Below are 25,923 nucleotides of genomic sequence, written 5' to 3'. Positions count from 1 at the left end.
GGAGAGGCTACTCGAAATTATCAACGAGAAGGGCGAGCACTATGCCTTTGCCATGGACGCCGCGGGAAACGTGCTGCAGGAGGAGGGGTTCGACGGTGGCGTGAGGAAATATGTCCGTGATCGTGCGGGTCGTGTCATCAAGGAAACGCTTCCCAGCGGCAAGTTCAAGGAGTACGAGTACGACAAGTGCGGACGGGTTACGCGCGTTACCCACGATTACAACAAGGCGGAAGAGCAGACTTACGACTACTATGCCTCCGGACGGCTGGCGGAAGCCAGGAATGAACACGCTATAGTCAGTTTCCGCTACGACAACATGGGGTTGCCCGTGGAGGAGCGGAGCAATGAACACGTTATCAAACGTACCTATGACAAGTCTGGACAGATAGCCACGCTTACGAGCTCCCTTGGCGCCGACCTTACCTACGAGCGCAATGAGTTCGGGGAACTGACCTGCTTCTCGGTAGGACTGGCGGAAGCCCCGGGTCGCTTTGAGAGCAGGCACGAGTATGACAGCCTTGGCTTTGAGCTGGAGCGCATGCTCCCCGGTGGCGTAACGCAGAGCTTTGCCTATGACGACATCGGCAGGCTCATCGACAGCAAGACCCGCCAGTCATCCAAGGTGCGAAGAGAACGCAAATACCATTGGGGTAAAGCCGATCGACTACTCAAGACGGAGGACAACCGCTTTGGCACCACCACCTATGAGTACAGCCTCACCGGGCATCTGCAAAAGGCGGTCTATGCCGATGGCAGGGAGGAGTACCGTCTTTCGGACAAGGCAGGCAACCTCTTTGACGACCCTGACAGAAAGCTGCGCAAGTACCTCCGAGGAGGAAAGCTGGAGCAGTCGGGGGAATGGCGCTTTGTCTATGACAGGGACGGACAGCTCGTAGAGAAATACAAGGGTTCCGGCAAATGGTGGGACAGCAAGTCCGAACGCTGGCGGTATATCTGGAATCAGAACGGAACGCTGAAGGAGGTCAGACCTCCCGGAGGGGGAGATTTTGCCTTTGATGCCCTGTTCACCTATGATGCCCTCGGAAGGCGCCTGAGCAAGGATGCCATTGGCATCACCTGCTGGCTGTGGAACGGCAACGTGCCCCTGCACGAGTGGACATCAAGTCAGAGTCGCAATGAGAATGGGGAGATAGAAGTGATGAAATTCTTAAAGGCAGGAAAGTTAGTGAGTTGCCGACTTTAGATGAGCTAAAATTTAAGAACAGTCGTATATGATGGAAGATTTAAAAACAAAAAGGTATTTAACGCATGATGAACTTATCGAGCGAATATTTCTTGAATATAAAAAGAGTGACAAAAAGAAATATACTTCATTATTTTTGTCCAGCTTAAGTAGCAATTCGCTAAGCAATAGAAGTGGCTTAGCTGTATTTGCTATAATGCAAAACTTTCCTAAGCACGCATTTACTGTAAATGAAGATACTTTACCTGATAAATTGTTGTTTAGCAAAATGGACAAAAAAGACAAGCAATTTGTAATAAGTCAGGTACCTTGTAAATACTGTTCATCGCTACTTAATATTAAAGTAGAAACAGAATTAATTGAAGAATGTTTCTCAGAAGTAGGAGGTTTAATAGGTTATGATTTATTGACCTATTATTACTATCTATTACAGACCAATAAAATGGATTTTGTTAAACCGAAAGATTCAGACTTTAGAGTTTTTTCAGAGATGCTGAATATTCTTATGGAAGCAGGTGAAACCGATTCTGTTAAAGGAATAGTCCAGTCTAAAATTGGCTGGATTAGAGGATTTAAGTCCAACAAAGAACAAAGACAAGCATTATTAGAGACTCTAGGATATTGTGGCATTCTAGAAACTAATGAGTGCAAAGGGTTATTGAATAAATATACAAACCTTGCGATAGCACCTAAAAAAAATCATAATTCAGATTGGAATTACCCTGTAGATTTCTGGTTGGGTAAGGACGGAGTTAATCATGAAGCCCTAAAATTTTGGTTTGGTGATTATCCTGAACTACGGGGATTTATTAGGCTGTAAATAAGACTGTCCTCTCCTGAAATAGTACACAGTTGGGAAGCCAATCCCAACAACTATGAAAGAAGAAAAAAGTAACCGAGGACGAAAGGGATATCCCCTAGATTTCAAGTGGAGAGTCATTGATGACCCTCCTAACCACTGGCGAGAGCATCGCCACGACCAGCCAGCGCTACGGCATTACCACACGCACCATTCGAAATTGGTTGCGTACCTTTGGAGTAGAGTTACCCAACCAAAGCAGCAGTAGCACTATGAGCAAAACTAACAAATGAGTACACTCACAGGACTAACAAAAATGTACTATTTCAGGAGAGGACACTTTTTAATTACATTCATTTTTTTGCTTTTTGGATGTACAAGAAATAATATGCCGTCAGATCATCAAATGTTAGAGCATTTCAATCTCTACGAGTCTGAATTTGAGAGATTGAGAAAAATTTCTGTTAAGTACGATGGATTTCATTATCCCCCTTATGACGAAACAGATAGTACAGCCTATGTTATTTCATCTAAAGATAAAAAGGAATTGGACTCTTTAATCAAGAGACTGGATATTATTAGTATACAGTATGATGGGATATCAGAAGTATGCTTACTCTTTCATACATGGGGTATTTCTATCAGCGGAGGGTACAAGGAGTATGTCTATACTCCAAATCTTGAGGATAATATAAAGAACTATGATAAAGAGGTTGCCTTAGATCCCAGCACTGAAATGTATATCGTAGAAAGAATTACGGAAGAAGATTTGGATCAAGTTGCTCAAAGATATTCTGCAAATATAGAGTTATATCGTCCTATAAAAAATGGTTGGTATATACATCTCAGTCGAGAGAATTGATTCTTGAGATGTATGCTATTCTTTTATGAGGTAACGTAAAGATGGATTTGTTTTGATGCGCTCTATTTCTAATTCTATCAATGACATAACCTCCCGTTTTACGCGCTTGTAGTTGGCTTCGATAGTCTCTTTGAGACTATCGGAGCCATCTTTATTTTTGAAGTCCACTATCATAGGTATAGGCTGGTATGTTTTCATTTCAGCGGAAATTTTGGTAGAGTCCACGACTATCTCCGCATGAAAAATCTTCTGGTCGATGCGTTCATCGAAGTTATCGGACACTGCTCCTACAAACATTCCTTGCGTGAGGTTTGAAATTTTACTTGCAGGAATCAAGCTATCCATCTGCGTAGATATAGATGTGGACTTGTCATTACGGTTGATGGTCATTGACTGCCGTTGCTGAAGCACTTTGCCAAAACGCTCGGAAAGCGTCTTAGCTGTTTCTCCTACAACTTGCCCGCTAAAAACATTCCCCACGGTGTTCTGTATCACTTTACTCTCCTTATCCCCATAGTCTCGGGTCAGCTGCGAGAAGTCCTGAAAGCCTAGACACACAGCAACCTTGTTGCTTCGGGCAGTGGCTATGAGGTTATCCAAGCCACGGAAATAGATAGTTGGCAACTCGTCGATTATCACAGACGATTTGAGCTGCTTCTTCTTATTGATAAGCTTCACAATGCGGCTATTGTAGAGTCCAAGCGCAGCCGAATAGATATTCTGTCGATCGGGGTTGTTCCCTACCACAAGCACTTTCGGCTCATTAGGATTGTTAATGTCTAGAGAGAAGTCATCGCCCGTCATCACCCAATACAATGCTGGTGAAATCATACGTGATAGCGGTATCTTGGCACTGGCAATCTGTCCCTGCAACTGATCCTGTGCTCCTCCCTCCCAAGCGTCCATAAAGGGAGAAAGATAGTTGGCAAGTTCATCGTAGGAAGTGAGTATCGGAAATATCTGTGCATAAGGACGATTAAGGAACTCTATGGCGTGTGGGAAGGTACAATACTTACCGTCCTCATAGATTTTGAGAAACCAGATAATTGCAGCCAGCAAGATAATCGGAGACTCCACGAAGAAATCACCTTGCTTCTGAATCCACGAGCGGTTGAGATTAAGCATAATTGTATGTGCCGATTCGTACGCATCGGAGATGTCGGTCATAAAAGCAGGGTTAATCGGATTGCAACGATGACTCTTACGTGGGTCATCAAAGTTAATCACATAGAATTGGGGCTTCACCTCATAAGCATCAAGGTGATTTCGTAAGTGATTGTAAGCAATCTCCGATAGGTCGGGGAACTTGTAGTCGTAGATGTACATCGCAAAGCCTTTCTCTATCTGTTGTTTGATGTAGTTGTTTACGATAGCATACGACTTTCCCGAACCCGGCGTACCGAGTACCATTGAGGCACGAAATGGATTGACCACGTTAATCCAACCCTTGTTCCATTTCTTTTTGTAGTAAAAGCGTGTCGGCAGATTGACCGAGTACTCGTTCTCCATCAGTCTCGTCTCCTGCATGAAGCTCTCATTCTCCGTATTGAACACATCGTCCATCAGGTTGTTTTTGAGCAGTCGGCTCATCCATACGCCAGCCATCAGCAGGCAGATATACCCCACAGAGACTGTGAAGATGTAGAGCGAAGCTGCACCAACGACTCCAATCGGAAGTGCCAGCAGCCACCAATCGAGGAAGAAAAGTACAAACCCAATGGCTAAAACAGTCCAAATCTTAGCCCAAGTAATCTTCTCTTCCTTTACACCACGAGTCCCTAAGCAAGAAAGAGCAAGGAACAGCACACAAAAGAGCTTCGTCCAAAGGATCGAAGAGAAGAGCCCTGCTGTTCGTTGAAAGTTCATCAGAATCTTATCTAGTACCGAGAGCGTCAATCCCCAGGTGTGGAATGCTTCATAGCAAAACCAGTAGCAGTTGATGAGCAGGAACAGTACAGAGATCCCTCTCATAAAGTCCATAATCTTGCCCAATGCTCTCAAATCATCTTCTTGTGCCATAATTATCTGTTGTTTAATCGTTGTCTAATCACTATTTCGTCAAAATCAAATGCGTAGGCTTCGCTGCTTTCCCTTTTCACCGAACTGTATCTTCATAGAGAAAACAGTAGATACTTACGTGACCATTTTCTATTTTCCACGGAGGGGCGATCTATTTCCTCGGAAGTTTCATTCCATTCTTCCGAAGTTTGATTTCATTCTTCCGAACTATTACTCTGTCCTTCCGTGGAGATTTCTTCTTTTCTCCGTCTCTATTTCCGATTTTCTCCGTGAAGAGTGCGATGCCGTCTTATTTATCATACCCTGCCTTGACTTACCTCTTCCTTCGTCTGAGATGAACCTTGCTCTGCCTGCGAAGTTTCCGTTGCCAAGCCGCCTCTTTCCAATCATCATTGCTACTACCGAGTGGAAGGTCACCGACAATATCATCTACCAGCTCATCGACAAGGTTGTCTCCATCGTCCGCATCTGACTGTAACGGTTGAATAGTTGGGACTTCTTCTTTCAATTGAGAGGAAGAAATGCCATACAATGTTTCATCCATAAATGGATTGTAGGTCGGATTGGAGAGGTAGGTATTAAATGTATTGGCCGAGTACCCCTTGCCTAGTCGGGAGCCATTGAGTGCAATGCCATTCGCATCGTCTATGAACGTAATACCATAGATACGCCCGCTCTCATTCTTTCGGATAACCGTTCGCAAACCTTGCTCCTCCAATCGATGTCGCAGTGCTTCCTCCGTCTGGGGAGAAGTACGCATTACTTGTAAGACTTTCTCCCTTATGGCTGGTATCAGTGGCTTGATAGCTTGCTTGGATTGTTGCATCCTATTCTGCACGGCTGTATAGCCCACACCACGACCGATCTCCGAGGCATGGATGGGTGTACTTACCTTGTCGCCCTTATCATCAGTCGGTACATAGACCAGTCCATCGTACTTCTTCCCTCGAAACTCTGTTTTGACTTCTTCAACGGCAAGATTGTAGTGGGAAAGAATGGCATTGAGTTCTCCCAGCGAACAGAAGCGGTAATGCTTCAGAATAGAACGAGCTATAGATGCTACCTGCTCTTTGATATTTCCTTTTGCCATATCCACCTTTGAGAGCTCTTGTAGTGATTTATCTGTAATCTCTGTGCTGGGAATTAGATGGTACTTCTTCTCCAGCGCATCCGTAATTTTCTTGCTTCGTCTGCCTTCAAACTTGTCATTGATCTTTCGACCATCACCATCTACCCTTAGCGATACGATGTGTATATGCTCACGGGCGATATCATTGTGCTTGAACACAATGTAGGGTTGCTTGCCATAGCCCAGAGCCTCCATATACTCCTTAGCTATCTGCGAAAGCGTTTCATCGGACAGCTTCTCGTCTGGATGGGGATTGAGCGAGCAATGGAAGACCGTTTTCTTTGTTCTACACTTTTCAGGTATCAATGCCTGCATATCTGCAAGTACCTCCGACATCGTATATTCGCCCGCTCTGTTTTGGTACAAGCCATGTGCCAGTAGGAGTGTCGCTTCCTTCTTATTCACCTTCTTGAAGTTGTAGCCGAGTGCACCTCCGAGGTTCTCCGTTGCTGAAATCTTGGCAATCATTGCTTGCGATAATCAATGGTCAGAGAGATAGCCTGCTCCTGCAAAGCAATGATCTGAGCTGATAGTTGCTCCAGCTTCTCAAGCAGTATCTGAGCTGTCTTCACGCTATGATAACTGTTGATGGCTCGTACAGCTTGGTTATACAGCACACCTATCTTATGTATCTGGGCAGTCAATTCGGAGAGCTTACGATAGTACTCCACGGCAGACTTATCCACCGTTATCACCTTGAAATGCTCTCCCAATATCCTTGCCCGCACGAAGTCAGACTTCGTTTCCGCCCCTGATTTATGGAACAAGTCAATCGCCCGTTGCTGGTCTTTCGGGTCAGGAAGACGGGTATCCCATCTGTCCCATCGTTCTATCTTTCCATTCATTGTTTTTATCCTTATCTAATTACGACTTTGGAGTAATTCTCTCCCCTTCGGGGCAAGGGTCTTTGTCGGCAGAAACGGAGTTTGTCGGACAAAGACACACCTTGCCAATATCAAGAAGTGATACGATGAAGTATCCACCCCACGGGGGGGTCTACTTCGGGGAAAAAAGCTCCACGATTTCTATCTGCCTGCAAAGTTACAGCGACCTTGTAACTAATTCACTATAAACGACATTCCTATGATTTCACTCCTTTTCCTCATTCTTCACTAGAGGTTGAGACTTAGGTTAAGAGCTAGTTATTTTGCAACCAAACTCAGTCTTGAGTTGAGTCAAAACCTAACTCTTGAGCTGAGTCAATTTTGAGTTGAGTTAAAACCTAACTCTTGAGCTAAGTCAATTTTGAGTTAAGTCAAAACCTAACTCTTGAGCTAAGTCAATTTTGAGCTGAGTCAAGACCTAACTCTTGAGTTGAGTCAATTTTGAGCTAAGTCAAAACCTAACTCTTGAACTAAGTCAATTTAGAGTTGAGTCAAAACCGAGCTCTTGAGTTAAGTCAAAAGTAAAGTTGAGACCTAACTCTTGAGTCAGATTTAGAGAGAAATAATCGCCCCATAGGCTTATAACACAAGTAGTAACCAAAGAACGATATGGACAGATCAAACAGCCGCCCGCTTTACTTAGGCTTCGCTTCACAAAAGGGAGGAGTCGGTAAGAGTACGCTAGCCGAAGTGCTAGCATCTATTTTATACTACGAGAAGGATATCCCTCTTGTCGTAGTGGATTGCGATGGTACGCAGGAGTCATTTTTCAAGCTCAGAGAGCGTGACAGAGATCTTATTGGGACCTCTCCAGATATAGGCAAGGCACTCCACGAGCGACTTGCCCAATATGGGAAGAAGTCTTACCAGATTATCCGAAGCAATCTAGAGCAGGCGATAAGCAATACAGAGCAATACTTGAGTAAAGCACCGACAGCTCCCCAGCTCGTCATATTCGACTTTCCAGGTCATGTAGCTACCAGTGCTATGATGGAACTATCCATTATGATGGACTATATCATCTCCCCCATAGAGGCTGACCCGCAATCGCTGGCATCAAGCTTTGCTTATGCCAAGACAATCCAAGAGCTAGGTGTAGGCTTTGCAGAGTCTCAAATCCAAGATCTCTTTTTGCTTTGGAACAAAGTAAATCGCAGTGCCAGCACTATGGTGATCGACCTGTTCAGTCAGCATGCTCAAGAGCAGGGCTTGAAGATACTAGACGCTCGTATCTACCATTCTGTTCGCTTCAGTCGTGAGCTAGCTCAAGGGGGTGTCAAGGGAGTCTTTCGTTGCTCTTACCTACCTCCAGCTACCACGCTACGCCCTCAAACAGGTGTGGATGAATGGGTGGAAGAGGTGATGCAGAAGCTAGGACTACAAAAAGGTAGAAGCGTATGAGCTCACTTAAAGAACAGCGAGAGCGACTGCTCCAAGCGAAGATGAGAGAGATGGCAAATATAGGGGTCACCAAGCGTACCGCAGAGAATATCCCAGACTTTGATGAGCCGATAGATTTGGATGAAGAACCAACGCTTGAAGAAGAGTGTAATGCCGTCTCAGAAACTGAGGAGACAACAGTCTCTATTCCGACCTCCTCTCCTCAAGCATCCCAGCGTCACAGCTCCAAAAAGAAGTCTACTCCAAGGAGTTGCTCATCGACACTAGAGTTTGCAGCGTACGAAGAGCGTTTCCTGACATCTGTACGAGACGGACGCAACAAGTCTGGCTTCAGCATTCATACCGAAGTGCTACAGTTACTTCGGAATGTGGTGAGTGATCTCCGTGTAGAGACCTCCATCACAAGCTATATTGAGAACATCATACTGGATCACTTGAAAACGCACCAGGAGCTATTGAACCAAATCGCCTCTCAGCGGAGACGAGATAAGACTATTGACCTATGATTGAAGAGACATTGAGATGCTTACTGCTCTTATTAGGGATTGTGTGGGTGATCTTTGGCATCACCTATTGGCGGAGACTCTTGAACAGCTCCAAGCAAGACCCTACAAGAAAGGCTAGAGCCAAGAAAGAGATGACGGAAAAAGCAGACTCCAATCAAGAGTGTAAGGAGCTTGTGAGAGACGAACTAGTCGGCAAGAGTAAGCCTTTTGTTTCCTCATCTTTCCCTACGGTTCCTAAGAGTTCCTCGTCTGAAAAAGCGGATGATAATCCCGCTACATTTGCAGAGTTAGATAGTGATAAGTCAACTCCAAGAGATGACGCTACAGATCCTTTAGAAGCGGAAAGCGAAACTATCCCTGAAGCAGAAAACGAGATACAAGTTGCCTACACGATGGAGGATCTAGATGAGGAGAGCATCCTGCGGGAGGAGTTACAGATTGCCAGCGAGGCACTGCCCGAACTCTCCCCGACCGCCATCCTAGCAAGAGATTTATCTCGGATTAGCCAATGGAGTAAGCAAGAGGATTCACTGACTAATGAAAATGAAGAGAAGGTGTGCCAGACGCTCCGCACCTTGCGAGGGACGGAGCTTATGGATCGGCTCAAAGAGTACACGCTAGAAGTGGAGGAAGCTCACCGCAATCTCTTTGCAGCCCTGCGGAAAGCTGAAGAGCTAGAAGAGGAGCCCGCACCTTCCCAAGTAGAGGCAGAAGCGGGTGAAGAAGAGAAACCGCTCTCTTACTACTTGTAACCCAACAATAGAACAGCAAGATTATTCTTTAACAACTTGATATAACGACAGACAATGAACAGACGAATGATTAGCAAGGAACGCCTAGCGATGCTTGCCCTGACTTTGATGATGACAGGTGCGACAGCCTTTGCCCAAGGCAATGGTATGGCGGGCATCAACGAAGCGACCAAGATGGTCACTTCCTATTTTGACCCAGCCACCAAGCTCATCTATGCCATTGGGGCAGTGGTGGGCTTGATAGGCGGTGTCAAGGTGTACAATAAGTTTAGCTCAGGAGACCCCGATACGAGCAAGACAGCTGCAAGCTGGTTCGGAGCTTGTATCTTCCTCATCGTAGCTGCTACCATCCTGCGTAGCTTCTTCCTCTAATGGCTAGTTGGGAAGTAAATAAAGGAGTCGGTCGGACGGTGGAGTTCAAGGGATTGAAGGCTCACTACCTCTTCTTATTTGCAGGAGGGTTACTGGGCATCTTCATCCTTGTAGTGGTTCTCTATCTCTGTGGCATCAGTCAGATTATCTGCTTGGGCATAGGCGTAGTGGGTGCCACCGTTGTGGTGTGGCAAACGTTCGCCATGAATCGCAAGTATGGTCAATATGGATTGATGAAGCGAGGAGCTATAAGAAGACACCCGAGGTATCTCTTGAACCGCCGTTCGGTCTATCAGCTTTTTCACCAACTCAATAGCTCTAGATGATGAGAAACAGAAGTAAGATAACCACCTTAGAGTCAAAGTTTCCCTTGCTGAGTGTAGAGCATGGGTGCATTGTCAGTAAGGATGCTGATGTGACGGTTGCTTTTCGAGTGGAGCTACCCGAGCTTTTTACAGTCACATCCGCAGAGTATGAGACGATGCACTCTACTTGGCATAAAGCCATCAAGGTACTACCCAACTTCACGATCGTTCACAAGCAAGATTGGTTCATCAAGGAGTGCTACCATACGACTTGCAAGTGTGGTCAAGAAAAGCCTTTGAGCTTTCTCGCTCGTGCCTCTGAGAGACACTTCAATGAGCGACCCTATCTAAACCATACCGTCTACCTCTTTATCACGAAAAGCAATCGACAGCGTATGGCACAGCAGAGTAGCTTCTCAACGCTTTGTAGAGGTCATCTACTCCCTAAAGAGATTACCAACGAAGAGGAGATGGTGAAGTTTATGGAGTCGGTGGATCAGTTCGAACGCATTATCAATGACTCCGAATTGATAAAGCTGGCTCGAATGAGCGAGGCTGAGCTGGTCGGCTCTAGGGAGCAAGCTGCTCTATTAGATCGCTACTTCTCTCTATCAGATAGCAGACACGGCACATTGGAGGATATACGTCTAGGGGCAGACCTCGTACGTGTGGGAGACAATATGCTTTGCCTGCATACGCTCTCTGATACGGATGATCTACCCGCTACTGTCAGTACCGATGGTCGCTATGAGCGATTATCAACAGACCGCTCGGACTGCCGCCTCTCCTTTGCCTCTCCAGTGGGGCTGATGCTCCCCTGCAACCATATCTACAATCAATACCTCTTCATAGAAGATAGCGAGGCTAACTTGCAGCGTTTTGAGAAGCAGGCTAGGAATATGCACTCTCTAGCGCGCTACAGCCGTAGTAATCAAATCAACGAAGAGTGGATACAGGAGTATCTCAACACAGCACACTCTCAGGGACTCACCTCCATCAGAGCTCACTTTAATGTTTTGGCATGGAGTGACGACGAAGAGGAACTTCGACAAGTCAAGAATGATGTGGGCTCTGCCCTTGCCTTGATGGAGTGCCGTCCTAGACATAACACCATCGATACAGCGACCCTCTATTGGGCGGCTATCCCGGGTAATGCAGGTGACTTTCCCGCAGAAGAGTCTTTCTACACCTTCATTGAGCCAGCTCTCTGTTTCTTCACGGCAGAGACCAACTACAAGGACTCACTCTCACCCTTTGGGATTAAGATGGCAGACAGATTATCAGGTAAGCCGATACATCTCGACATATCTGATCTGCCGATGAAGCAAGGAATCATTACCAACCGCAACAAGTTTATCTTGGGACCTTCCGGCAGTGGTAAGAGTTTCTTTACGAACCATATGGTACGACAATATTACGAGCAGGGGGCGCATGTCCTCTTGGTCGATACGGGTAACTCGTATCAAGGGTTGTGCGAACTAATCCATCGTAAGACAAAGGGGGAGGATGGAGTCTACTTCACCTACACCCATGACCATCCTATCTCCTTCAACCCTTTTTATACGGATGACAAGTTCTTTGATGTTGAGAAGCGAGAGAGTATCTGCACCCTACTGATGACGCTTTGGAAGAGTGCCGATGAGCGGGTCACCAAGACTGAGGCTGGAGAGCTGGGCTCTGCTGTCAATACCTATATCGAACTCATCTGCTCAGATGCTAGTATTGTCCCGAACTTCAATAGCTTCTACGAATACCTTAGAGATGTCTATCGTAAGGATATGGAGCAGCGAGATATCAAGGTGACGCTCTCAGACTTCAATATCAATAACCTTCTGACTACGCTCAAGCAGTACTACAAAGGTGGGCGTTACGACTTCCTACTGAACTCGGATAAGAACATAGACCTGCTCTCAAAGCGGTTTATCGTCTTCGAGATTGACCAAGTGAAGGACAATAAAGACCTCTTCCCCGTGGTGACCATTATCATCATGGAAGCCTTTATCAATAAGATGCGCCGACTGAAGGGTATCCGCAAGATGATCCTCATCGAGGAGGCCTGGAAGGCGATTGCTTCGGAGAATATGGCGGACTACATTAAGTATCTCTACAAGACGGTCAGAAAGTATTTCGGAGAGGCTATTGTGGTGACGCAGGAGGTAGACGATATCATCTCTTCACCCGTAGTGAAGGAGAGTATCATCAACAACTCTGACTGCAAGATCCTACTAGACCAGCGTAAGTACATGACCAAGTTTGATGGCATCCAGTCGATGCTGGGTCTCTCCGAAAAGGAGAAAAGCCAAATCCTCTCGATCAATCAGAACAACGATCCTCACCGACTCTACAAAGAGGTGTGGGTCGGGCTGGGAGGTATGCAGAGTGCCGTCTATGCTACAGAGGTGAGTATGGAGGAGTATCTCACCTATACGACAGAGGAGCGAGAGAAGCTGGAGGTGATGCAGCGTGCGGAGCAGCTGGGAGGTGACATTGAGTCAGCCATCCGACAACTCGCCATAGAGAAAAGAGATAAGCAATAATAGTAACAATCAAATACCTAGTGACAATGAAAAAGTATCTGCTGATGGCTCTCTTTGCAATGAGCCTATTTATCCCTCAAGCCCACGCTCAGTGGGTGGTTACCGACCCTGGGAACTTTGCTGGCAACATAGCCAACTCCATTAAGGAGATTGCCACCGCCTCAAAGACGGTCAAAAACACGCTAAGTGGGTTTAAGGAGGTGGAGAAACTGTACAACGACACCAAGAAGTACTACGATGCACTCAAGCAGGTGAACAACCTTATAGGCGATGCCTACAAGGTGAAGGAGTGCATCCTAATGGTGGGAGACATATCAGAGATCTATGTAACCTCCTACAAGAAGATGCTAGCGGACCCAAACTTCCGCCCCACAGAGCTAGCTGCTATGGCTGCTGGCTATGCCAAGCTCTTGGAACTGAGTGGCGAGAGTCTTAAGGAGCTGAAGTCTGTAGCTAAGAGCAAGGTGTTCTCGATGAATGATAGCGAGCGTATGCAGATGATAGACCGCATCTATACGACACTACGTGAGTATCGATCGATTGTTTCTTACTACACCCGAAAGAATATCTCCGTGAGTTATGTACGTGCTCACGAGAAGAATGACCTGGCATCGGTCAAAGCGCTTTATGGAAATCCAGAGAGCCGATATTGGTAAGACTGACTACGTAAAGATAGCCGTTAGGATCTATGGACTTTGCATCACTACATGAATTACTCCGCTCCACCTATCAGGAGATGATGCCTCTCTGTGGAGAGATGACGGGCATTGCCAAGGGGATTGCGGGTTTAGGAGCTCTCTTCTATGTAGCCGTAAGGGTGTGGTCTTCGTTGTCTCGTGCCGAGCCTATTGACCTTTTCCCCTTACTGCGACCTTTTGTGCTGGGCTTCTGTATTATGTTCTTCCCAACGATTGTACTGGGTACGATGAATACGATTCTCTCTCCTGTGGTACAAGGTACAGAGCGAATGGTCAATAAGCAGACGGTACAACTAGACAAGTTGGTTGCTAAACGAGACAAACTACAAGAGGCTGCCTATCTTCGTAACCCCGAGACGGCTTACTTGGTTTCCAATGAAGCTTTTGACCAAAAGATAGAGGAGATGGGGATCATCGGCCCGAGCGATGCGGTGACCATCGCTGGGATGTATGCCGAGCGTGCTGCTTACAAAACAAAGCAGTGGCTTATGAAGCAACTCCATGACCTCATAGAGTTGCTATACCATGCAGCTGCTCTGATTATTGATACGCTCCGTACCTTCTTTCTTATCGTGTTGAGCATACTGGGACCAATCGTCTTTGGTATTGCGGTTTGGAATGGCTTGTCGGGGTCGCTTACGGCTTGGTTCTCCCGCTACATATCGGTCTATCTGTGGCTACCCGTGAGCTCTGTCCTCTCGGCTCTCCTCACAAAGATACAGGTGTTGATGGTGCAGAAGGATATTGCAGCATTGAGTGACCCCAACTATCTGCCTGATTCGGGTAGCTGGTACTACATTGTCTTCTTCTTGATCGGTATCGTGGGGTACTTCTGTGTTCCTACGGTAGCGGGCTGGATTATAGAGGCTGGTGGTGGTATCGGGGCATACGGACGCAATGTCAATCAGACGGCGCAACGAGGTGCTCAGGGTGCCTATACGGGAGGTAAGGCGGTAGCTGGTGCCATTGGATCTATAGCTGGCAACGTCGGCGGACGTATCAAAGGGGCACTTATCAAGGGCAAATAGCGCCCCTTCAGCCGAAGGGTGGCTATGCCATGCTTGATGAGGATGCGATGACCACGTGACGGTCGTATGACGGTCAGGTGGGTAGGATTAGCTCCTCCTATGTGGGTTAATGTGGCAGCAGGGGAGGTAATCGTAGTGCCTGCCGTGTGGCACTACAGTTTCCTACCCATGGCACTAGAATTTCCTGCCCATGAAACTAGAGTTTCTTACCTATGAAACTACAGTTTCTTCCGTATGAAACTGCAGTGCCAAGTGGGGTTGGCACTAGAGTTTTACCCGTATGGCACTACAGTGCCAATGAGCATTGGCACTAGACTACCCCTCAGAAGTTTTTAGATATAAGACAATTAGAATAATGGAATATGGAATTCAAATCACTCACAAACATAGAGACCTCTTTCAAGCAGATTAGGCTCTACGCCATCATCTTTGCGATAGTCTGTATAGCGGTCAGTAGCTATGCGGTCTACGCTTCGTACAGCTTTGCTAAGAAGCAGCGTGAGAAGGTGTACGTACTAGATCAAGGGAAGTCTCTGATGCTGGCTCTGAGCCAAGACGCTTCGATGAACCGTCCGGTGGAGGCTCGAGAGCATGTAAGACGCTTTCACGAGCTTTTCTTCACGATTGCGCCCGACAAGGATGCTATCGAGAAGAATATGGAGCGTGCTTTCCAACTGTGCGACAAGTCCGCCTTTAACTACTACAAGGACCTAGCGGAGAAGGGGTACTACAATCGAGCTATCTCGGGCAATGTCAACCAACGTATAGAGATTGACTCCATACGGTGTGACTTTGACTCATACCCCTATGAAGTAACCACCTTCGCTCGGCAGTTTATTATCCGACAGAGCAATGTCACGGAGCGGAGCTTGGTGACTAGTTGCTCGCTGCAAAACTCGGTTCGCTCGGACAACAATCCGCAAGGGTTTCTGATGGAGCACTTCCTCGTACGAGAGAATCGTGACATCCAAACTTACAAGCGATAAGTCTATGAAGCGAAGAAGTAGACCTACCCTCAGAAGAAGCTATTTAAGAGGGCAGGTACGGCTAAGAGAGCGATGCAATATGCTAACGAACAGACAGCGACAGATTATTGTCTACGGACTGAGTTTCGTCTACCTAGTCTGCTCAATCTGGATGGTGGCACAGTTCTTCCTCCCGCACCGTGAGGAGATGCCACCTATCCCTATGGGAGAGCTGGTGGACAGCCCGATACAGAGGGATACAACCTACATCAAGAGAATGGAACATTTAGTGATTAGTAACTATGGAGCATAAACAGAAAGAACAATTGAAGAAGGTGTTAGTCTTCGCAGGGCTAGGGATTATCTTTGCCCTTGCTATGTGGTTTATATTTGCACCCGCCACAAAGGAACAACCGGACGCTGGTGAGGGGTTGAATGACAACATACCACAAGCTACGACCGAAAAGCTAACGGAGAATAAACTCAAAGCCTATGAACTAGTTGACCATACCACTCAAGAGGAGCAAGCTCGTGAGGAGGTGGGGAGACTGGCGGAGTACTTTCAGCAGGAGGGAACCTCGTCTGAGAGTGACCCGCAGGAGGCGGTCGTTGGCGATAAGATTGAGTCTTCGATGCAACGCTACGAGGAGAACAACCGTCTGCTAGCGGACTTCTACGGCTCTGACCCTTATGAGGAGGAGCGAGAAGCTATGCAACAGGAGATTGATGACCTCAGACGTGAACTGCACGAGCTTAGCCAACAAGACGATGATGAGGAAGCTAAGCAACTAGCTCTTATGGAGAAGAGCTACCAAATGGCGGCTAAGTACTTGCCCGCAGCTGGTGCCTCTCCTGCCCATGGTGCTATGCCTATGGGAGAGCAGTCTCAGATGGTATCTCCGCCTAGCGATGGAGCTACCAAGGACGAGGCTCCCATGGAGATAATAGCTGACCACAAGCCGTTGGTCTCAGCACTGGACCAGCCAATGAGTGACAAGAAGTTTATGGAGATGTACGGAGCCAAGGAGCGGAACATGAGCTTTCATTCGCTCTCTAATAGCTCCGCACTCTCTGGCGAGCGCAATACCCTTTGCGTAGTGGTGGACAAAACAACGACCCTCAAAGAGGGCGACTACGTTGCTCTTCGTCTGCTGGAGACGGCTCGCGTGCAGCAAACTTCAATCCCGAAGCATAGTATCTTGATGGCACAAGCTAAGATAGATGGCAACCGAATGCAACTACTGATTAAGAGCATAGAGGTCAATGGTCGCATTCTGCCGGTCAAACTATCTGCCTATGATACAGACGGACAGATGGGAGTCTATATTCCTGGCTCTGAAGAGGTGTCGGCGCTCAAGGAGATGGGGGCAAATGTCGGGGGATCGATGGGAACCTCTTTCACCTTTTCCTCATCGGCTAAAGACCAAATCATCTCCGAGGTGACTAGAGGGGTGATGCAGGGAGCTGGACAACTACTACAGAAGAAGCTCCGCACGATTAAGGTGACGCTCAAAGGGGGATATAGACTATTCCTTGTACAGACGAAGTAATCTTTTAGAACTCTAACAATAACAACTGATATACTTATGAAGAAATGGATTTTATCGATCGTAGTTTGTGCTACGATAACGCTCCCCGCTATGGCACAACAAGTAGAGGGAAACAACCAACTACTGAGTAGCGGAGACCTTTACCAAGGGATGAGCCGATCGATACCGAATGGACGGATCGTATTGCCCTACGGGCTGGAGGTTACGTTTGAAAAGACGGTGCATCTCATCTTTCCTGCAGCTATACGCTATGTAGACCTCGGGTCGCAAAACATTATTGCTGGGAAAGCTGACGATGCGGAGAATGTGCTGCGTGTAAAGGCTGCCGTCCGAGAGTTTGAGACTGAGACCAATATGAGTGTCATCTGTGAGGATGGCTCATTCTACGCATACAGTGCGCCCATAATAGGGGCTTGATAATTATCACTTTGGCAAGTGATTAGGTTAGTATTCCAATTTATAAACCTATCCCATACCGACTTATCCGAATGGGAAACCAAACGGGGAGTGAAGCATGTCGGTAACGCGATAAGTCAGTTAATTGCTAAACTGCGACTGAATTGCTATGGGAAAAGACAGACACAAGGATGAAGCCTGATTGGTTGAACAATAGTCCTATGACTAATGTAGAGGTGGCAACGGAAAGCAGTTACATACGTTGCCTCGCAGTACCCACGCTTATTGAATGGAGTGATGGGCAAGGAATTTACTGCGACATATCCGTCAGAGAACGGAAAAGGATGTACGTTGCATCCGACAGTCGGTCAAGCCAAGTTATCAAGGCCACTAAATGGGGATTGCCTACACGGAGATGCCGAAAGGCTATGAGCATAGGCTCTGAAAACTCCGCATGGCAACGGAGTTCCCGTAGTAGTCTGAGCGTGGGAAAGCCACGTACATGGCAAAGGGGAACAGCTCGGTAATTTTAATATTGTCAAACGATAACGTGTGAGACGTATGAGAAATCCAGAGACCATATTAAACAGTTTATCTGCACATAGCAAAGATGTGCATTACAAGTACGAAAGGTTGTACCGCATCCTATTCAATGAACAGATGTTTTATGTAGCCTACCAGCGCATTTATGCGAAACCGGGCAACATGACACCTGGTTCAGACGGCAAAACCATTGACGGAATGAGTGTTGATAGAATAGGACATCTGATAGCTGCGCTAAAGGATGAAAGTTACATGCCAACGCCTGCCCGAAGAGTCTATATACCTAAAAAGAATGGGAAGAAAAGACCATTGGGCATCCCATCAATTGAAGACAAGATGGTGCAAGAGGTCGTTAGACTTATTCTTGAAGCTGTCTATGAGGGGCATTTTGAGAACACCTCGCATGGATTCAGACCAAGAAGAAGCTGTCATACGGCTTTGCGTTCCATCCAAACTCTTTTCACTGGTGCGAATTGGTTTATCGAAGGTGACATCAAAGGATTCTTCGACAATATTGACCACCATATCCTGATTGAAACTCTTCGTGAGCGCATATCAGATGAAAGATTTCTTCGACTGATATGGAAATTCCTAAAGGCAGGCTATATCGAAGATTTTACATTTCACAAGACGTATTCGGGAACTCCTCAAGGAGGGATAATAAGTCCTATCTTGGCTAATATATACCTTGATAAGTTCGACAAATACATGCGTGAATATGCGGAATCTTTTGACAAGGGTAAGAAAAGGCGGGAAAACCCACTCCACGCAAGTTATAGTCGAAAGGCTGTAAGATTACGCAAGGCTATCCGAAACGCCACTGATGAAGACACGAAACGTGAATTGCTGACACAACTGAAAGAGATGGAAGCAAAGACACGGAGAGTGCCGGCATCTATGGCAATGGATAGTAACTACAAGAGACTTAAATATATCAGATATGCCGATGACTTTCTAATCGGTGTAATTGGTAGTAAAGCAGATTGCGCAAGAATGAAAGAGGACTTTACAAACTTCATGAGAGACAAGCTAAAACTTGAATTATCCGAAGAAAAGACCTTAATCACTAATGCACAGGATTCTGCAAAGTTTCTTGGGTATGAAATCTCTATCAGAAAATCCGAGGCCATGAAGCGAAATAAGCTGGGATGGTTGAAGAGACCGTTCAGCGGACGCATAATGCTGACTCTGCCTATTGCCACAGTCCAAAAGAAATTATTGGAACTGAAAGCAATGGAACTTAGGGTAATCAATGGAAAGGAAATTTGGTATGCCATGCCACGCAATTACCTGACCAAAGAAGACCCTGCCACAATCTGCGCACGCTATACAACTGAAATCAGAGGTTTGTACCAATATTATAGGATTGCGGACAACATCTCTTATGCAGGAAGTAAATTCGGTTACATAATGCGATATAGTTTCTGCAAAACTTTGGCAAAGAAACTAAATTCATCAACTGCCAAGGTTATACGAAAGTACAGAAGAGACCATGACTTGGCGATACCCTATCAAGCAAAGAAAGGAGAAACCAAGTTCCGAATATTCTATAATGATGGCTTTGCGAGGCAAGAGCCGGACAAAGACGCAACCTGCGATAATCTACCTAACACATTTGTACTTCCTTTCCCTACTCTTGCGGAGAGACTTATGGAGCGCAAATGTGAATTGTGTGGAGCAACTAATGTCAAGACCATAATGTATCAAGTCCGTAAGCTCAGAGGTATAAATACCGATACTGAATGGCACCGACTGATGATTAAGAAGTGGCGTAAGACATTGGCTGTATGCAAACATTGTAATGCAAAAATTCATGCCCATGACAAATAAACTGATATTACCAGTGGAGAGCCGTATGCAGGGAGACTTGCACGTACGGTTCGGGGGCAGGCCATGGGAAACCTACCACCGAAAGGTGGCAAGGCGCCCATTGCCGAGCCTACATGTGAAGTATGCGGATGAACCAGAGAAGCTCAGCATAGAGATGAAGGACTTTCTATCTCCTACGGAGGGAAGACTGCCGAGCAATCGTGCGGACATATACTTCAAAGAGCTGGGAAGTGAATCGCCCATATTGGTTAAGCTGATTATGAAGAGCATCTACCAAAATGATAAGCGAACCATCAAGCATGTTGGGGCAAAGCAATTCGGGATGCGCTTCTTACTTCGTGGATTATATGCCCACAATGGGTTGCTTTACTTCCACGTCCGTATGGATAATGAGTCTAATATGCCGTATGCGGTGGACTTCATCACGTTCAAGGTGGTGGACAAGAAGGTGGCAAAGCATACAGCTATACAAGAGCGAATACTACAACCACTACGTGCCTTTCATCAAGTGATGTGGATTGGGGCGGGACGCTCTGAGAGAATAGTCTTTGCTTTGGAGCAGTTCACACTATCGGAGGATAAGCAGCTGGAAGTGACCCTCTACGAGCGAAATGGTAGTCGCACGCTCACTTTCTATGTGGAGCCTGAAGACCTTTTGCTCACTAAGAAGATTGATAACCTTAAACTGAAGTGGTGATGAAGAGATGGTTATCTATGATGGTGTGCGTGATGGTGGCTATGGTTGCTGTTACACCATCGTACGCACAGCGACTAATCCCTAGGCAAAATAGCGTTGAGCTGGTCGGCTCTATGCCGATTATCAAGGGGGAGAGACTATTCGCAAAGGAGAGCTTTGGGGTAGGTCTTGCATTCGCACACTACTTCAAGCGGGCAAACTACGCTTTTCTCTTGGCGGAATATGAGCAGCAAGGGTTGACTTATCGCTCTTACAATGTTCCACTGCGTGATGTGCTACTGCATTTCGGCTATATGCACCCGATACTCTCGGATCGGGGGAAGAATGTCTTTGGCTACCTGGGGCTATCCGCTCTCTGCGGTTATGAAGAGCTGAACGAGGATAAGAAGTTGCTGCCCGATGGGGCTACACTTCTCGACCGCTCACGCTTCGTCTATGGCGGTTCCTTGCATACCTCGGTGGAACTATTCCTTACGGACAATATCCTCTTCGTCCTCAAAGCTCAAGGGCGACTGCTCTTCGGCTCTGACATGCATCGTTTTCGTCCTGCTATCTCAGCAGGACTCAAGTTCAATATCTAACTACCAACAACAATGAAAAAGTTCCTAGTGAATACGATATGGGCTGTGGGAGGGATTGCCCTCGTCCTCTTTTGTCTATCTGCTTGTACTCGTGAGCTGGATGTGCAGCAGGCTTACGACTTCTCGCTTGAAGTGATGCCAGTGCAGACCTCCATAGCTAAGGGGGAAACGGCTGAAATACGCTGTAGCCTCAAAAGAAGTGGTCGCTTTGCCAATACGCAATACACGATCCGTTACTTCCAGCCGGATGGCAAGGGCTGCTTGAAGATGGATGATGGCACTGTATTCAAACCGAATGATCGCTACCCGCTCACGAGAGATGCCTTCCGGCTCTATTACACTTCACGCTCTACTGACCGCCAAACGATTGATATCTACGTGGAGGACAACTTCGGACAAGTCCAGCAACGGACTTTCAACTTCAACAATGAGCGGGAAGATGACATTGATAAGCCGGGATCTTCTCGCCCTTAAGAACGGAATAAATTCGAACGATAAATTCTTTCATTTTACTTTGTGTATTCTGCCTGTTCTGTCAGCCGACCCTTGCTCAGCGCAGGGTGCGGTTGGCAGACTTGCCACCTTTTGAGCGTACGGTAGTTGTTGTGAAATACTTTGAGGGCATGCACGGCTGGCAGAATTATCCGTATGTTGGATATGGGCATCAGCTGCAACGGGGCGGGGAGAGCATTTTACGGCAGATATGACAGAACGACAGGCGGACTCCCTGCTCCGTACCGACCTTTGGAAATGCTTTGAACACTTCAAGGGATTTGGCAAGGATGCGCTGCTGCTGACCTTGCTTGCCTACAATGTGGGTGTGGGGCGATTGCTTGCCGTTTTATTCGCCTTTTCCGCTATAAATGAGTAACTTTGCAGAGTTATATAATAACAATTCTATGAATTGTGAGGAAACCCACAAAAATGGTTTCGTGAGATAATAAATCATTTCATATGGAAAAGAATTGGGAGAGGAACTTATCCGTATATATCAACAGAACAATTAGTCCTGACGGTAGAGATACTTTTGAGTCCACACAAGCATTGAGCGAACGGATGTTTGAATTTGCGAGTGTCAAGAATGGAGATAAAGTGTTGGATTTGGGGTGTGGTTGGGGAAAATCCCTGGATCTGTTCGTTCCTCATTTTCTATCCGCTCTCGGAATAGATACGAGCCAAGAGAATATTGCACAGGCAAAGGATGCTTATAAACGCTATGATAATGTTTCGTTTCAGTGTGGTAGCATTCAAAATTTAGAACTGTCGGCAGAAAGTGTGGATTTAATCATTTCCTCGCTTGTTCTGCATCAAGTGGAATGGAATGAGCAGGAAAGACTGTTTGAAGCTGTGAAGCAGGTGCTGAAAACAGATGGCGAAATGATAATGGCAGATGAAATCATCTTGTTCAATCCAGACGCATCTCCCGAAAAGTTTAATGAAGTCTATCGCTATCTGTTGGAACATACTACCCCGAAAGAAGTGTATGAAAATCATATCAAACCATATCTGCAAGAGGGACATATCTATACTTGGCAGGACATGAAAGAGAACACTCCTCCCGAATATTGGTTCCACTCTATCGAAGATTTGAAAACGACATTGCAGAAAGTTTGTTTGAAACTTGTGGAGGTTCAAGAAATAACCCCGTTTTTCGGTCTGCTCAAAATCAAATATCAATAATATCAAAAGAATGAAACCGAGGAAGATATACGCCTGTTGGATTTATGTAAGTGATTTGCAAAAGTCAAAGCAATTTTATAAGGACATGGGCTTTGAGGTTAAACTAACAGATGGAGATTGGATAGAGTTTGATTTAGGTGAAACTTCATTCGCCATTCTTCAAAGACCAGCACATAAAGGTGATGTGATTGCCAGCAAAACAAGGATTATGTTTGAAACCGACAACATAGAACTTGTATATGAGGAATTGAAGAACAAAGGAGTAAAGACGATTGGAGAAATAAGAACAGAATCCTACGGAAAGTTGCTGACTTTTGAAGACCCTGACGGACACTGGCTGGAATTTTACCAAAGACTTCCTTTTAGTGATTAAAAGGAATATGAGTATTTGGTAATGGCTTTTTGTTACTTTTGAGCCGTCTCAACTCACTGTCAAAAGTAACGAGGTGCTTTTTATCGGGGTTTCTTTGCTCCTTTTTTTTTCTGCCCAGAGCTCACGAAAGAAAGGAGCAGTCGGCAAATCTGCCAGCTGCATTACTCTATCTGTTTGTCTTGAGCGGTTATCCGTCCCGTCCTTACTAACTCCTCTTTGTTGTCAGATAGGGTTATTGCGTTGATAACCCTAATGAGAATATGCGGTATCTCATCTGCCAAGTTGTAGATAATATTTTCAATCTCAGTTTTCATATTTCTAATAATTTAATGGTTCATACTTTATGCTGTCGCTTTCATTCTTCGACTTATAAGACCTCGATTGGCATTCACAAGGTTTACTATCTGCTCGTGATATTCCGTATTCTTGTTGCATTTTCCACGACTTTGCACCACTTCCAAAGTTCGTAATGATACTTCAATAGTCTCTATTCGCTTGCCTTCAATGGTAGCCGATAGGATAAGCGAGTCTTCTTTGAGATAGTACTCGTTAGAGAATACGCAATGGTGCATTGATACACCTTCTTCCAAATGTTCCTGCACGCTCTCCAATACGTGGACTTGGATTGTGCCGTCCGTGAAATGGATACCGAAAAACTTGGATTTAAGTTCTTTGAAACGCTTTTCATCTTCCATTGCCTTTTCCCGTTTTCGCTCCATCGCCTCCCGCTCACGCTGTCTGCGCAGCTCCGCTTCTCGTTTGTTATGCTCTCCTCTGAGGTCGGAGGGGCAGATGTATTTCGGATTGTGGATGTCCTTACCCAATCGTTTGAGCATATCTACATAGTCACACCATAAGGCAATGTCGCTTATTATGTAGTGGTGACGAAGTGTCAGCTTGTATGAGTTCCAATAGTTGTCAAGTCCTTTGCCCCTTGATAGGAGGTGTCTTAAATCCTTGTGTCGTCCTGCTTTCATCATTGTTTCTGCACGACTATCAGTAAGTAGAGCTGGGATGAGTTGAGTAGGTGCTATGCCGTGAAACTCTCCGTTGAAGCCATTCCTATAAAGCGTATTCGTAACCTTTAGCTGCGGATATATCTGCGAATAGGCTACATATCGGTAAGCTTCGCTATCGTTACGGATAGCCATCGGAGAGTAAAAAGAGAAGCTATCAATGTAATGTCCAAAAGTCCGCTGTATGGCTACTAGTGCTTGTCTCCCTGCATCGTTCCACCAATAATGCCCAATCTCAATGACCGAGGTATTTGCTCTGCAACCTATCTCCATACCTACAACAAGGAGAAACATTCGCAACACTTGATACTCGCCACAAGTGGTTAGTAGCGTGAAGTACTGCTTCTGTTGTAGCTTCCGCATTCTTGTTGTCTTGACTTGCAGCCTTGCCCTACATTGAGGGCAAGTGCAAGTATCTATAGGCTGCTCTAAAGTCCAACTATGACCACAATCCATACAAGTCGTACGACCTTTAGGTAAGCGGAAGGCAAAGTGGTCTATGCACTCACGGAATGCCCATTGACGCTGTGCTTTTGTTATTGGGCATAGTCTCGTACTCAGTGCCATTACGGCTTTCTCAAACTTGTTTCTAGGTTTCATAGGGCAAGGGTGTCAAATAGTGTGGGTTGGGTTTGTGTAGAAGATGTTGTCTCGGTTCTTTCAGTTCTCTTGGGTCTCTCATTTCGCTTCTGCAATTTGACAAGTTCCTCTTGTTGGTATTGCTTGATAGCTTCCTGCCGTGCTTGCTTTTTCTCTTCTTCGGAGAGCTCTACAACGTGATTGACCACAACATTGCAACCAGATACTTTGTCCACCTCTATATCATCTTCATCATAGTAGTGAACTGCCATTGAGTATATCTCCTCATCAGCAAAGCCATTACAACCACTTCTTTGCACCTCACCCAAGATGTAGAGAATGCACTCCTCTATGTTCTTATGGGGCTTCTGTAGATTGGGTGCAAACAAAGGGTCTGTCATCGCACGTCCATTAAGGTATTCGGCTATCGTTCGGGTAAATTGTTCTGTTCCTTTCATTGTCTTATCGGTATTAGTGCTGTTACTGCTTGGGTATCTCTACGATTTGGTTGATAGGTCCACAGAGGTAGTTGCGTAGGCTGGTGCGGTCGGGAGCATAATACTCTGTCCACTGTCCATATTGATTGACGAGGTACTTCTTCAATACATCGATGAAGTCAAATCGCCATCCTTGTAGCGGTACGGCAGAGCGGAAGTAGGTATTGTTATTCACCGCTTCACAGAGCCAATCCTTATCCTCACGGCTCATTCGCTCGCCACGATTAAGCTTTGCTCTCAAGAGATATACAGAGCTGTCACAAAGGCTTTCCAATGGGGGTACGTCCCAATGGACGAACTTGGTAGCCAACGCCTGCTCACTTTGTTCAAACTCAGAACTTATGCGGTAATGAGAGGAGGAGCTATATCCTTTTTCTTTCATTGATGATGTCATGTTTACTTTCTGCTTATTCATAAGAGACCTTTTTTTTATGCGTTCAAAGATCGGAGTATGCTGATTCCTTTTTTCAAGCAAAAACAAGGTAGCGGGGCGAGACTTACACAAGGTTTTGGCGGAAAATACTACCCGAAGCAAACAGCATAGGTGTGGAGATTTTCCAGACAAACCGAATGGCCTGACCTTGGGAAAGTCTTTAAGCCCCGTACTACCTTTGCGATGAAAAAGAATCAGCGCCCGATTTGACCCCTGCATAACTGGGGAGCTATGACTGAAAAGCAGAAGTGCAATGCCTAAACACAAGAAGCAAAAAGGGTGACCAG

At 46.0% G+C, this 25,923-nt stretch carries 29 protein-coding genes and 3 pseudogenes; 25 read left to right on the top strand and 7 right to left on the bottom strand.

The window, feature by feature from the left end; genetic code table 11:
* Positions 1-100 precede the first annotated feature (100 nt).
* The 4 genes from ACLWMH_RS08125 (at position 101) to ACLWMH_RS08110 (ending at position 2,865) form a co-directional block, all read left to right on the top strand.
* The gene (locus ACLWMH_RS08125; RefSeq protein WP_411916175.1) at positions 101-1,204 is read left to right on the top strand and encodes an RHS repeat domain-containing protein; all 1,104 of its coding nucleotides are present in this window, start codon (positions 101-103) and stop codon (positions 1,202-1,204) included.
* 28 nt (positions 1,205-1,232) lie between these two features.
* Positions 1,233-2,024: a hypothetical protein gene (locus ACLWMH_RS08120; protein ID WP_411916174.1), complete on the top strand. Its 792-nt coding sequence runs from the start codon at positions 1,233-1,235 to the stop codon at positions 2,022-2,024.
* A gap of 122 nt (positions 2,025-2,146) precedes the next feature.
* On the top strand, positions 2,147-2,296 hold the full coding sequence (locus ACLWMH_RS08115) for a helix-turn-helix domain-containing protein (protein ID WP_411916173.1): 150 nt from the start codon (positions 2,147-2,149) through the stop codon (positions 2,294-2,296).
* A gap of 95 nt (positions 2,297-2,391) precedes the next feature.
* The gene (locus ACLWMH_RS08110) at positions 2,392-2,865 is read left to right on the top strand and encodes a DUF4948 family protein (RefSeq protein WP_411916172.1); all 474 of its coding nucleotides are present in this window, start codon (positions 2,392-2,394) and stop codon (positions 2,863-2,865) included.
* Positions 2,866-2,880: 15 nt separating this feature from the next.
* Here the strand turns inward: ACLWMH_RS08110 and mobC are convergent, their stop codons facing one another.
* The 3 genes from mobC to ACLWMH_RS08095 form a co-directional block, all read right to left on the bottom strand.
* Positions 2,881-4,884 carry a conjugal transfer protein MobC gene (mobC, locus tag ACLWMH_RS08105; RefSeq protein ID WP_411916171.1) on the bottom strand — a complete coding sequence of 668 codons (2,004 nt, stop codon included), beginning with the start codon at positions 4,882-4,884 and terminating at the stop codon, positions 2,881-2,883.
* Positions 4,885-5,197: 313 nt separating this feature from the next.
* A complete protein-coding gene (mobB, locus tag ACLWMH_RS08100; RefSeq protein ID WP_411916170.1) occupies positions 5,198-6,481 on the bottom strand; it encodes a conjugal transfer protein MobB in 1,284 nt (427 codons plus the stop codon).
* Positions 6,478-6,858, bottom strand: a complete 381-nt coding sequence (locus ACLWMH_RS08095; protein ID WP_411916169.1) for a plasmid mobilization protein — start codon at positions 6,856-6,858, stop codon at positions 6,478-6,480. The genes mobB and ACLWMH_RS08095 overlap by 4 nt, the downstream gene beginning before the upstream one ends.
* Before the next feature lie 648 nt (positions 6,859-7,506).
* Between ACLWMH_RS08095 and ACLWMH_RS08090 the strand changes: the two genes are divergently transcribed.
* The 21 genes and pseudogenes from ACLWMH_RS08090 to ACLWMH_RS07990 all read left to right on the top strand — a co-directional run bounded on the left by ACLWMH_RS08090 (position 7,507) and on the right by ACLWMH_RS07990 (position 23,111).
* Positions 7,507-8,298 (top strand): ParA family protein, encoded by a 792-nt coding sequence (locus ACLWMH_RS08090; RefSeq protein ID WP_411916168.1) that lies wholly within the window; start codon positions 7,507-7,509, stop codon positions 8,296-8,298.
* Positions 8,295-8,804, top strand: coding sequence for a DUF3408 domain-containing protein (locus ACLWMH_RS08085; RefSeq protein ID WP_411916167.1), 510 nt, complete (start codon positions 8,295-8,297; stop codon positions 8,802-8,804). The genes ACLWMH_RS08090 and ACLWMH_RS08085 overlap by 4 nt, the downstream gene beginning before the upstream one ends.
* The gene (locus ACLWMH_RS08080; RefSeq protein ID WP_411916166.1) at positions 8,801-9,556 is read left to right on the top strand and encodes a hypothetical protein; all 756 of its coding nucleotides are present in this window, start codon (positions 8,801-8,803) and stop codon (positions 9,554-9,556) included. The genes ACLWMH_RS08085 and ACLWMH_RS08080 overlap by 4 nt, the downstream gene beginning before the upstream one ends.
* A 66-nt stretch (positions 9,557-9,622) precedes the next feature.
* Positions 9,623-9,928, top strand: a complete 306-nt coding sequence (locus ACLWMH_RS08075) for a DUF4134 domain-containing protein (protein WP_004330933.1) — start codon at positions 9,623-9,625, stop codon at positions 9,926-9,928.
* Positions 9,928-10,254: a DUF4133 domain-containing protein gene (locus tag ACLWMH_RS08070; protein WP_276775437.1), complete on the top strand. Its 327-nt coding sequence runs from the start codon at positions 9,928-9,930 to the stop codon at positions 10,252-10,254. Before ACLWMH_RS08075 ends, ACLWMH_RS08070 begins: the two co-directional genes overlap by 1 nt.
* A complete protein-coding gene (locus ACLWMH_RS08065; protein WP_411915734.1) occupies positions 10,254-12,770 on the top strand; it encodes a TraG family conjugative transposon ATPase in 2,517 nt (838 codons plus the stop codon). Before ACLWMH_RS08070 ends, ACLWMH_RS08065 begins: the two co-directional genes overlap by 1 nt.
* Positions 12,771-12,796: 26 nt before the next feature.
* On the top strand, positions 12,797-13,426 hold the full coding sequence (locus ACLWMH_RS08060; RefSeq protein ID WP_004330928.1) for a DUF4141 domain-containing protein: 630 nt from the start codon (positions 12,797-12,799) through the stop codon (positions 13,424-13,426).
* Positions 13,427-13,458: 32 nt separating this feature from the next.
* On the top strand, positions 13,459-14,496 hold the full coding sequence (gene traJ, locus ACLWMH_RS08055; protein WP_411916165.1) for a conjugative transposon protein TraJ: 1,038 nt from the start codon (positions 13,459-13,461) through the stop codon (positions 14,494-14,496).
* Between the two features lie 66 nt (positions 14,497-14,562).
* Positions 14,563-14,712: a hypothetical protein gene (locus tag ACLWMH_RS08050; protein ID WP_411916164.1), complete on the top strand. Its 150-nt coding sequence runs from the start codon at positions 14,563-14,565 to the stop codon at positions 14,710-14,712.
* A 146-nt stretch (positions 14,713-14,858) separates the two neighbouring features.
* A complete protein-coding gene (gene traK / locus ACLWMH_RS08045; RefSeq protein ID WP_004330615.1) occupies positions 14,859-15,482 on the top strand; it encodes a conjugative transposon protein TraK in 624 nt (207 codons plus the stop codon).
* Positions 15,483-15,486: 4 nt separating this feature from the next.
* Complete coding sequence (locus ACLWMH_RS08040; protein WP_026215573.1) at positions 15,487-15,774, top strand: hypothetical protein; 288 nt, start codon at positions 15,487-15,489, stop codon at positions 15,772-15,774.
* Positions 15,764-17,011: a conjugative transposon protein TraM gene (traM, locus tag ACLWMH_RS08035; RefSeq protein WP_411916163.1), complete on the top strand. Its 1,248-nt coding sequence runs from the start codon at positions 15,764-15,766 to the stop codon at positions 17,009-17,011. Before ACLWMH_RS08040 ends, traM begins: the two co-directional genes overlap by 11 nt.
* Before the next feature lie 90 nt (positions 17,012-17,101).
* A pseudogene (locus ACLWMH_RS08030) lies at positions 17,102-17,407 on the top strand (DUF4138 domain-containing protein); the annotation flags it as partial.
* A gap of 191 nt (positions 17,408-17,598) precedes the next feature.
* Positions 17,599-17,934 (top strand): hypothetical protein, encoded by a 336-nt coding sequence (locus tag ACLWMH_RS08025; protein WP_411916162.1) that lies wholly within the window; start codon positions 17,599-17,601, stop codon positions 17,932-17,934.
* Positions 17,935-17,968: 34 nt separating this feature from the next.
* Positions 17,969-19,780, top strand: coding sequence for a reverse transcriptase/maturase family protein (locus ACLWMH_RS08020; protein WP_070463969.1), 1,812 nt, complete (start codon positions 17,969-17,971; stop codon positions 19,778-19,780).
* Positions 19,781-19,886: 106 nt separating this feature from the next.
* Positions 19,887-20,477 (top strand): annotated as a pseudogene (gene traN, locus ACLWMH_RS08015) (conjugative transposon protein TraN); the annotation flags it as partial.
* The gene (locus tag ACLWMH_RS08010; RefSeq protein WP_411916161.1) at positions 20,477-21,058 is read left to right on the top strand and encodes a conjugal transfer protein TraO; all 582 of its coding nucleotides are present in this window, start codon (positions 20,477-20,479) and stop codon (positions 21,056-21,058) included. The pseudogene traN and the gene ACLWMH_RS08010, both read left to right, overlap by 1 nt.
* A gap of 12 nt (positions 21,059-21,070) precedes the next feature.
* Complete coding sequence (locus tag ACLWMH_RS08005; RefSeq protein ID WP_411916160.1) at positions 21,071-21,532, top strand: DUF3872 domain-containing protein; 462 nt, start codon at positions 21,071-21,073, stop codon at positions 21,530-21,532.
* Between the two features lie 11 nt (positions 21,533-21,543).
* Positions 21,544-21,893 (top strand): annotated as a pseudogene (locus ACLWMH_RS08000) (lysozyme family protein); the annotation flags it as partial.
* Between the two features lie 119 nt (positions 21,894-22,012).
* Positions 22,013-22,738 (top strand): class I SAM-dependent methyltransferase, encoded by a 726-nt coding sequence (locus ACLWMH_RS07995; protein ID WP_411916159.1) that lies wholly within the window; start codon positions 22,013-22,015, stop codon positions 22,736-22,738.
* Positions 22,739-22,748: 10 nt separating this feature from the next.
* On the top strand, positions 22,749-23,111 hold the full coding sequence (locus ACLWMH_RS07990; RefSeq protein ID WP_411916158.1) for a VOC family protein: 363 nt from the start codon (positions 22,749-22,751) through the stop codon (positions 23,109-23,111).
* A 161-nt stretch (positions 23,112-23,272) separates the two neighbouring features.
* Here the strand turns inward: ACLWMH_RS07990 and ACLWMH_RS07985 are convergent, their stop codons facing one another.
* The 4 genes from ACLWMH_RS07985 to ACLWMH_RS07970 are packed head-to-tail and all read right to left on the bottom strand — an operon-like array spanning position 23,273 to position 25,855.
* Entirely contained in the window at positions 23,273-23,425 is a 153-nt protein-coding gene (locus ACLWMH_RS07985; RefSeq protein WP_411916258.1) for a hypothetical protein, read from the bottom strand.
* A 27-nt stretch (positions 23,426-23,452) separates the two neighbouring features.
* The gene (locus ACLWMH_RS07980; protein ID WP_411916157.1) at positions 23,453-24,727 is read right to left on the bottom strand and encodes a PcfJ domain-containing protein; all 1,275 of its coding nucleotides are present in this window, start codon (positions 24,725-24,727) and stop codon (positions 23,453-23,455) included.
* On the bottom strand, positions 24,724-25,164 hold the full coding sequence (locus tag ACLWMH_RS07975; protein ID WP_411916156.1) for a PcfK-like family protein: 441 nt from the start codon (positions 25,162-25,164) through the stop codon (positions 24,724-24,726). The genes ACLWMH_RS07980 and ACLWMH_RS07975 overlap by 4 nt, the downstream gene beginning before the upstream one ends.
* A gap of 22 nt (positions 25,165-25,186) precedes the next feature.
* Entirely contained in the window at positions 25,187-25,855 is a 669-nt protein-coding gene (locus tag ACLWMH_RS07970; RefSeq protein ID WP_411916155.1) for a hypothetical protein, read from the bottom strand.
* Positions 25,856-25,923: the final 68 nt, after the last annotated feature.

The sequence above is a fragment of the Porphyromonas miyakawae genome, from assembly GCF_045865415.1.
In the GTDB taxonomy this organism is placed as follows: Bacteria; Bacteroidota; Bacteroidia; order Bacteroidales; family Porphyromonadaceae; genus Porphyromonas; species Porphyromonas miyakawae.
The sequence above is the reverse complement of the archived record's forward strand: the minus strand, read 5'-3'. Positions and strand labels throughout refer to the sequence as shown.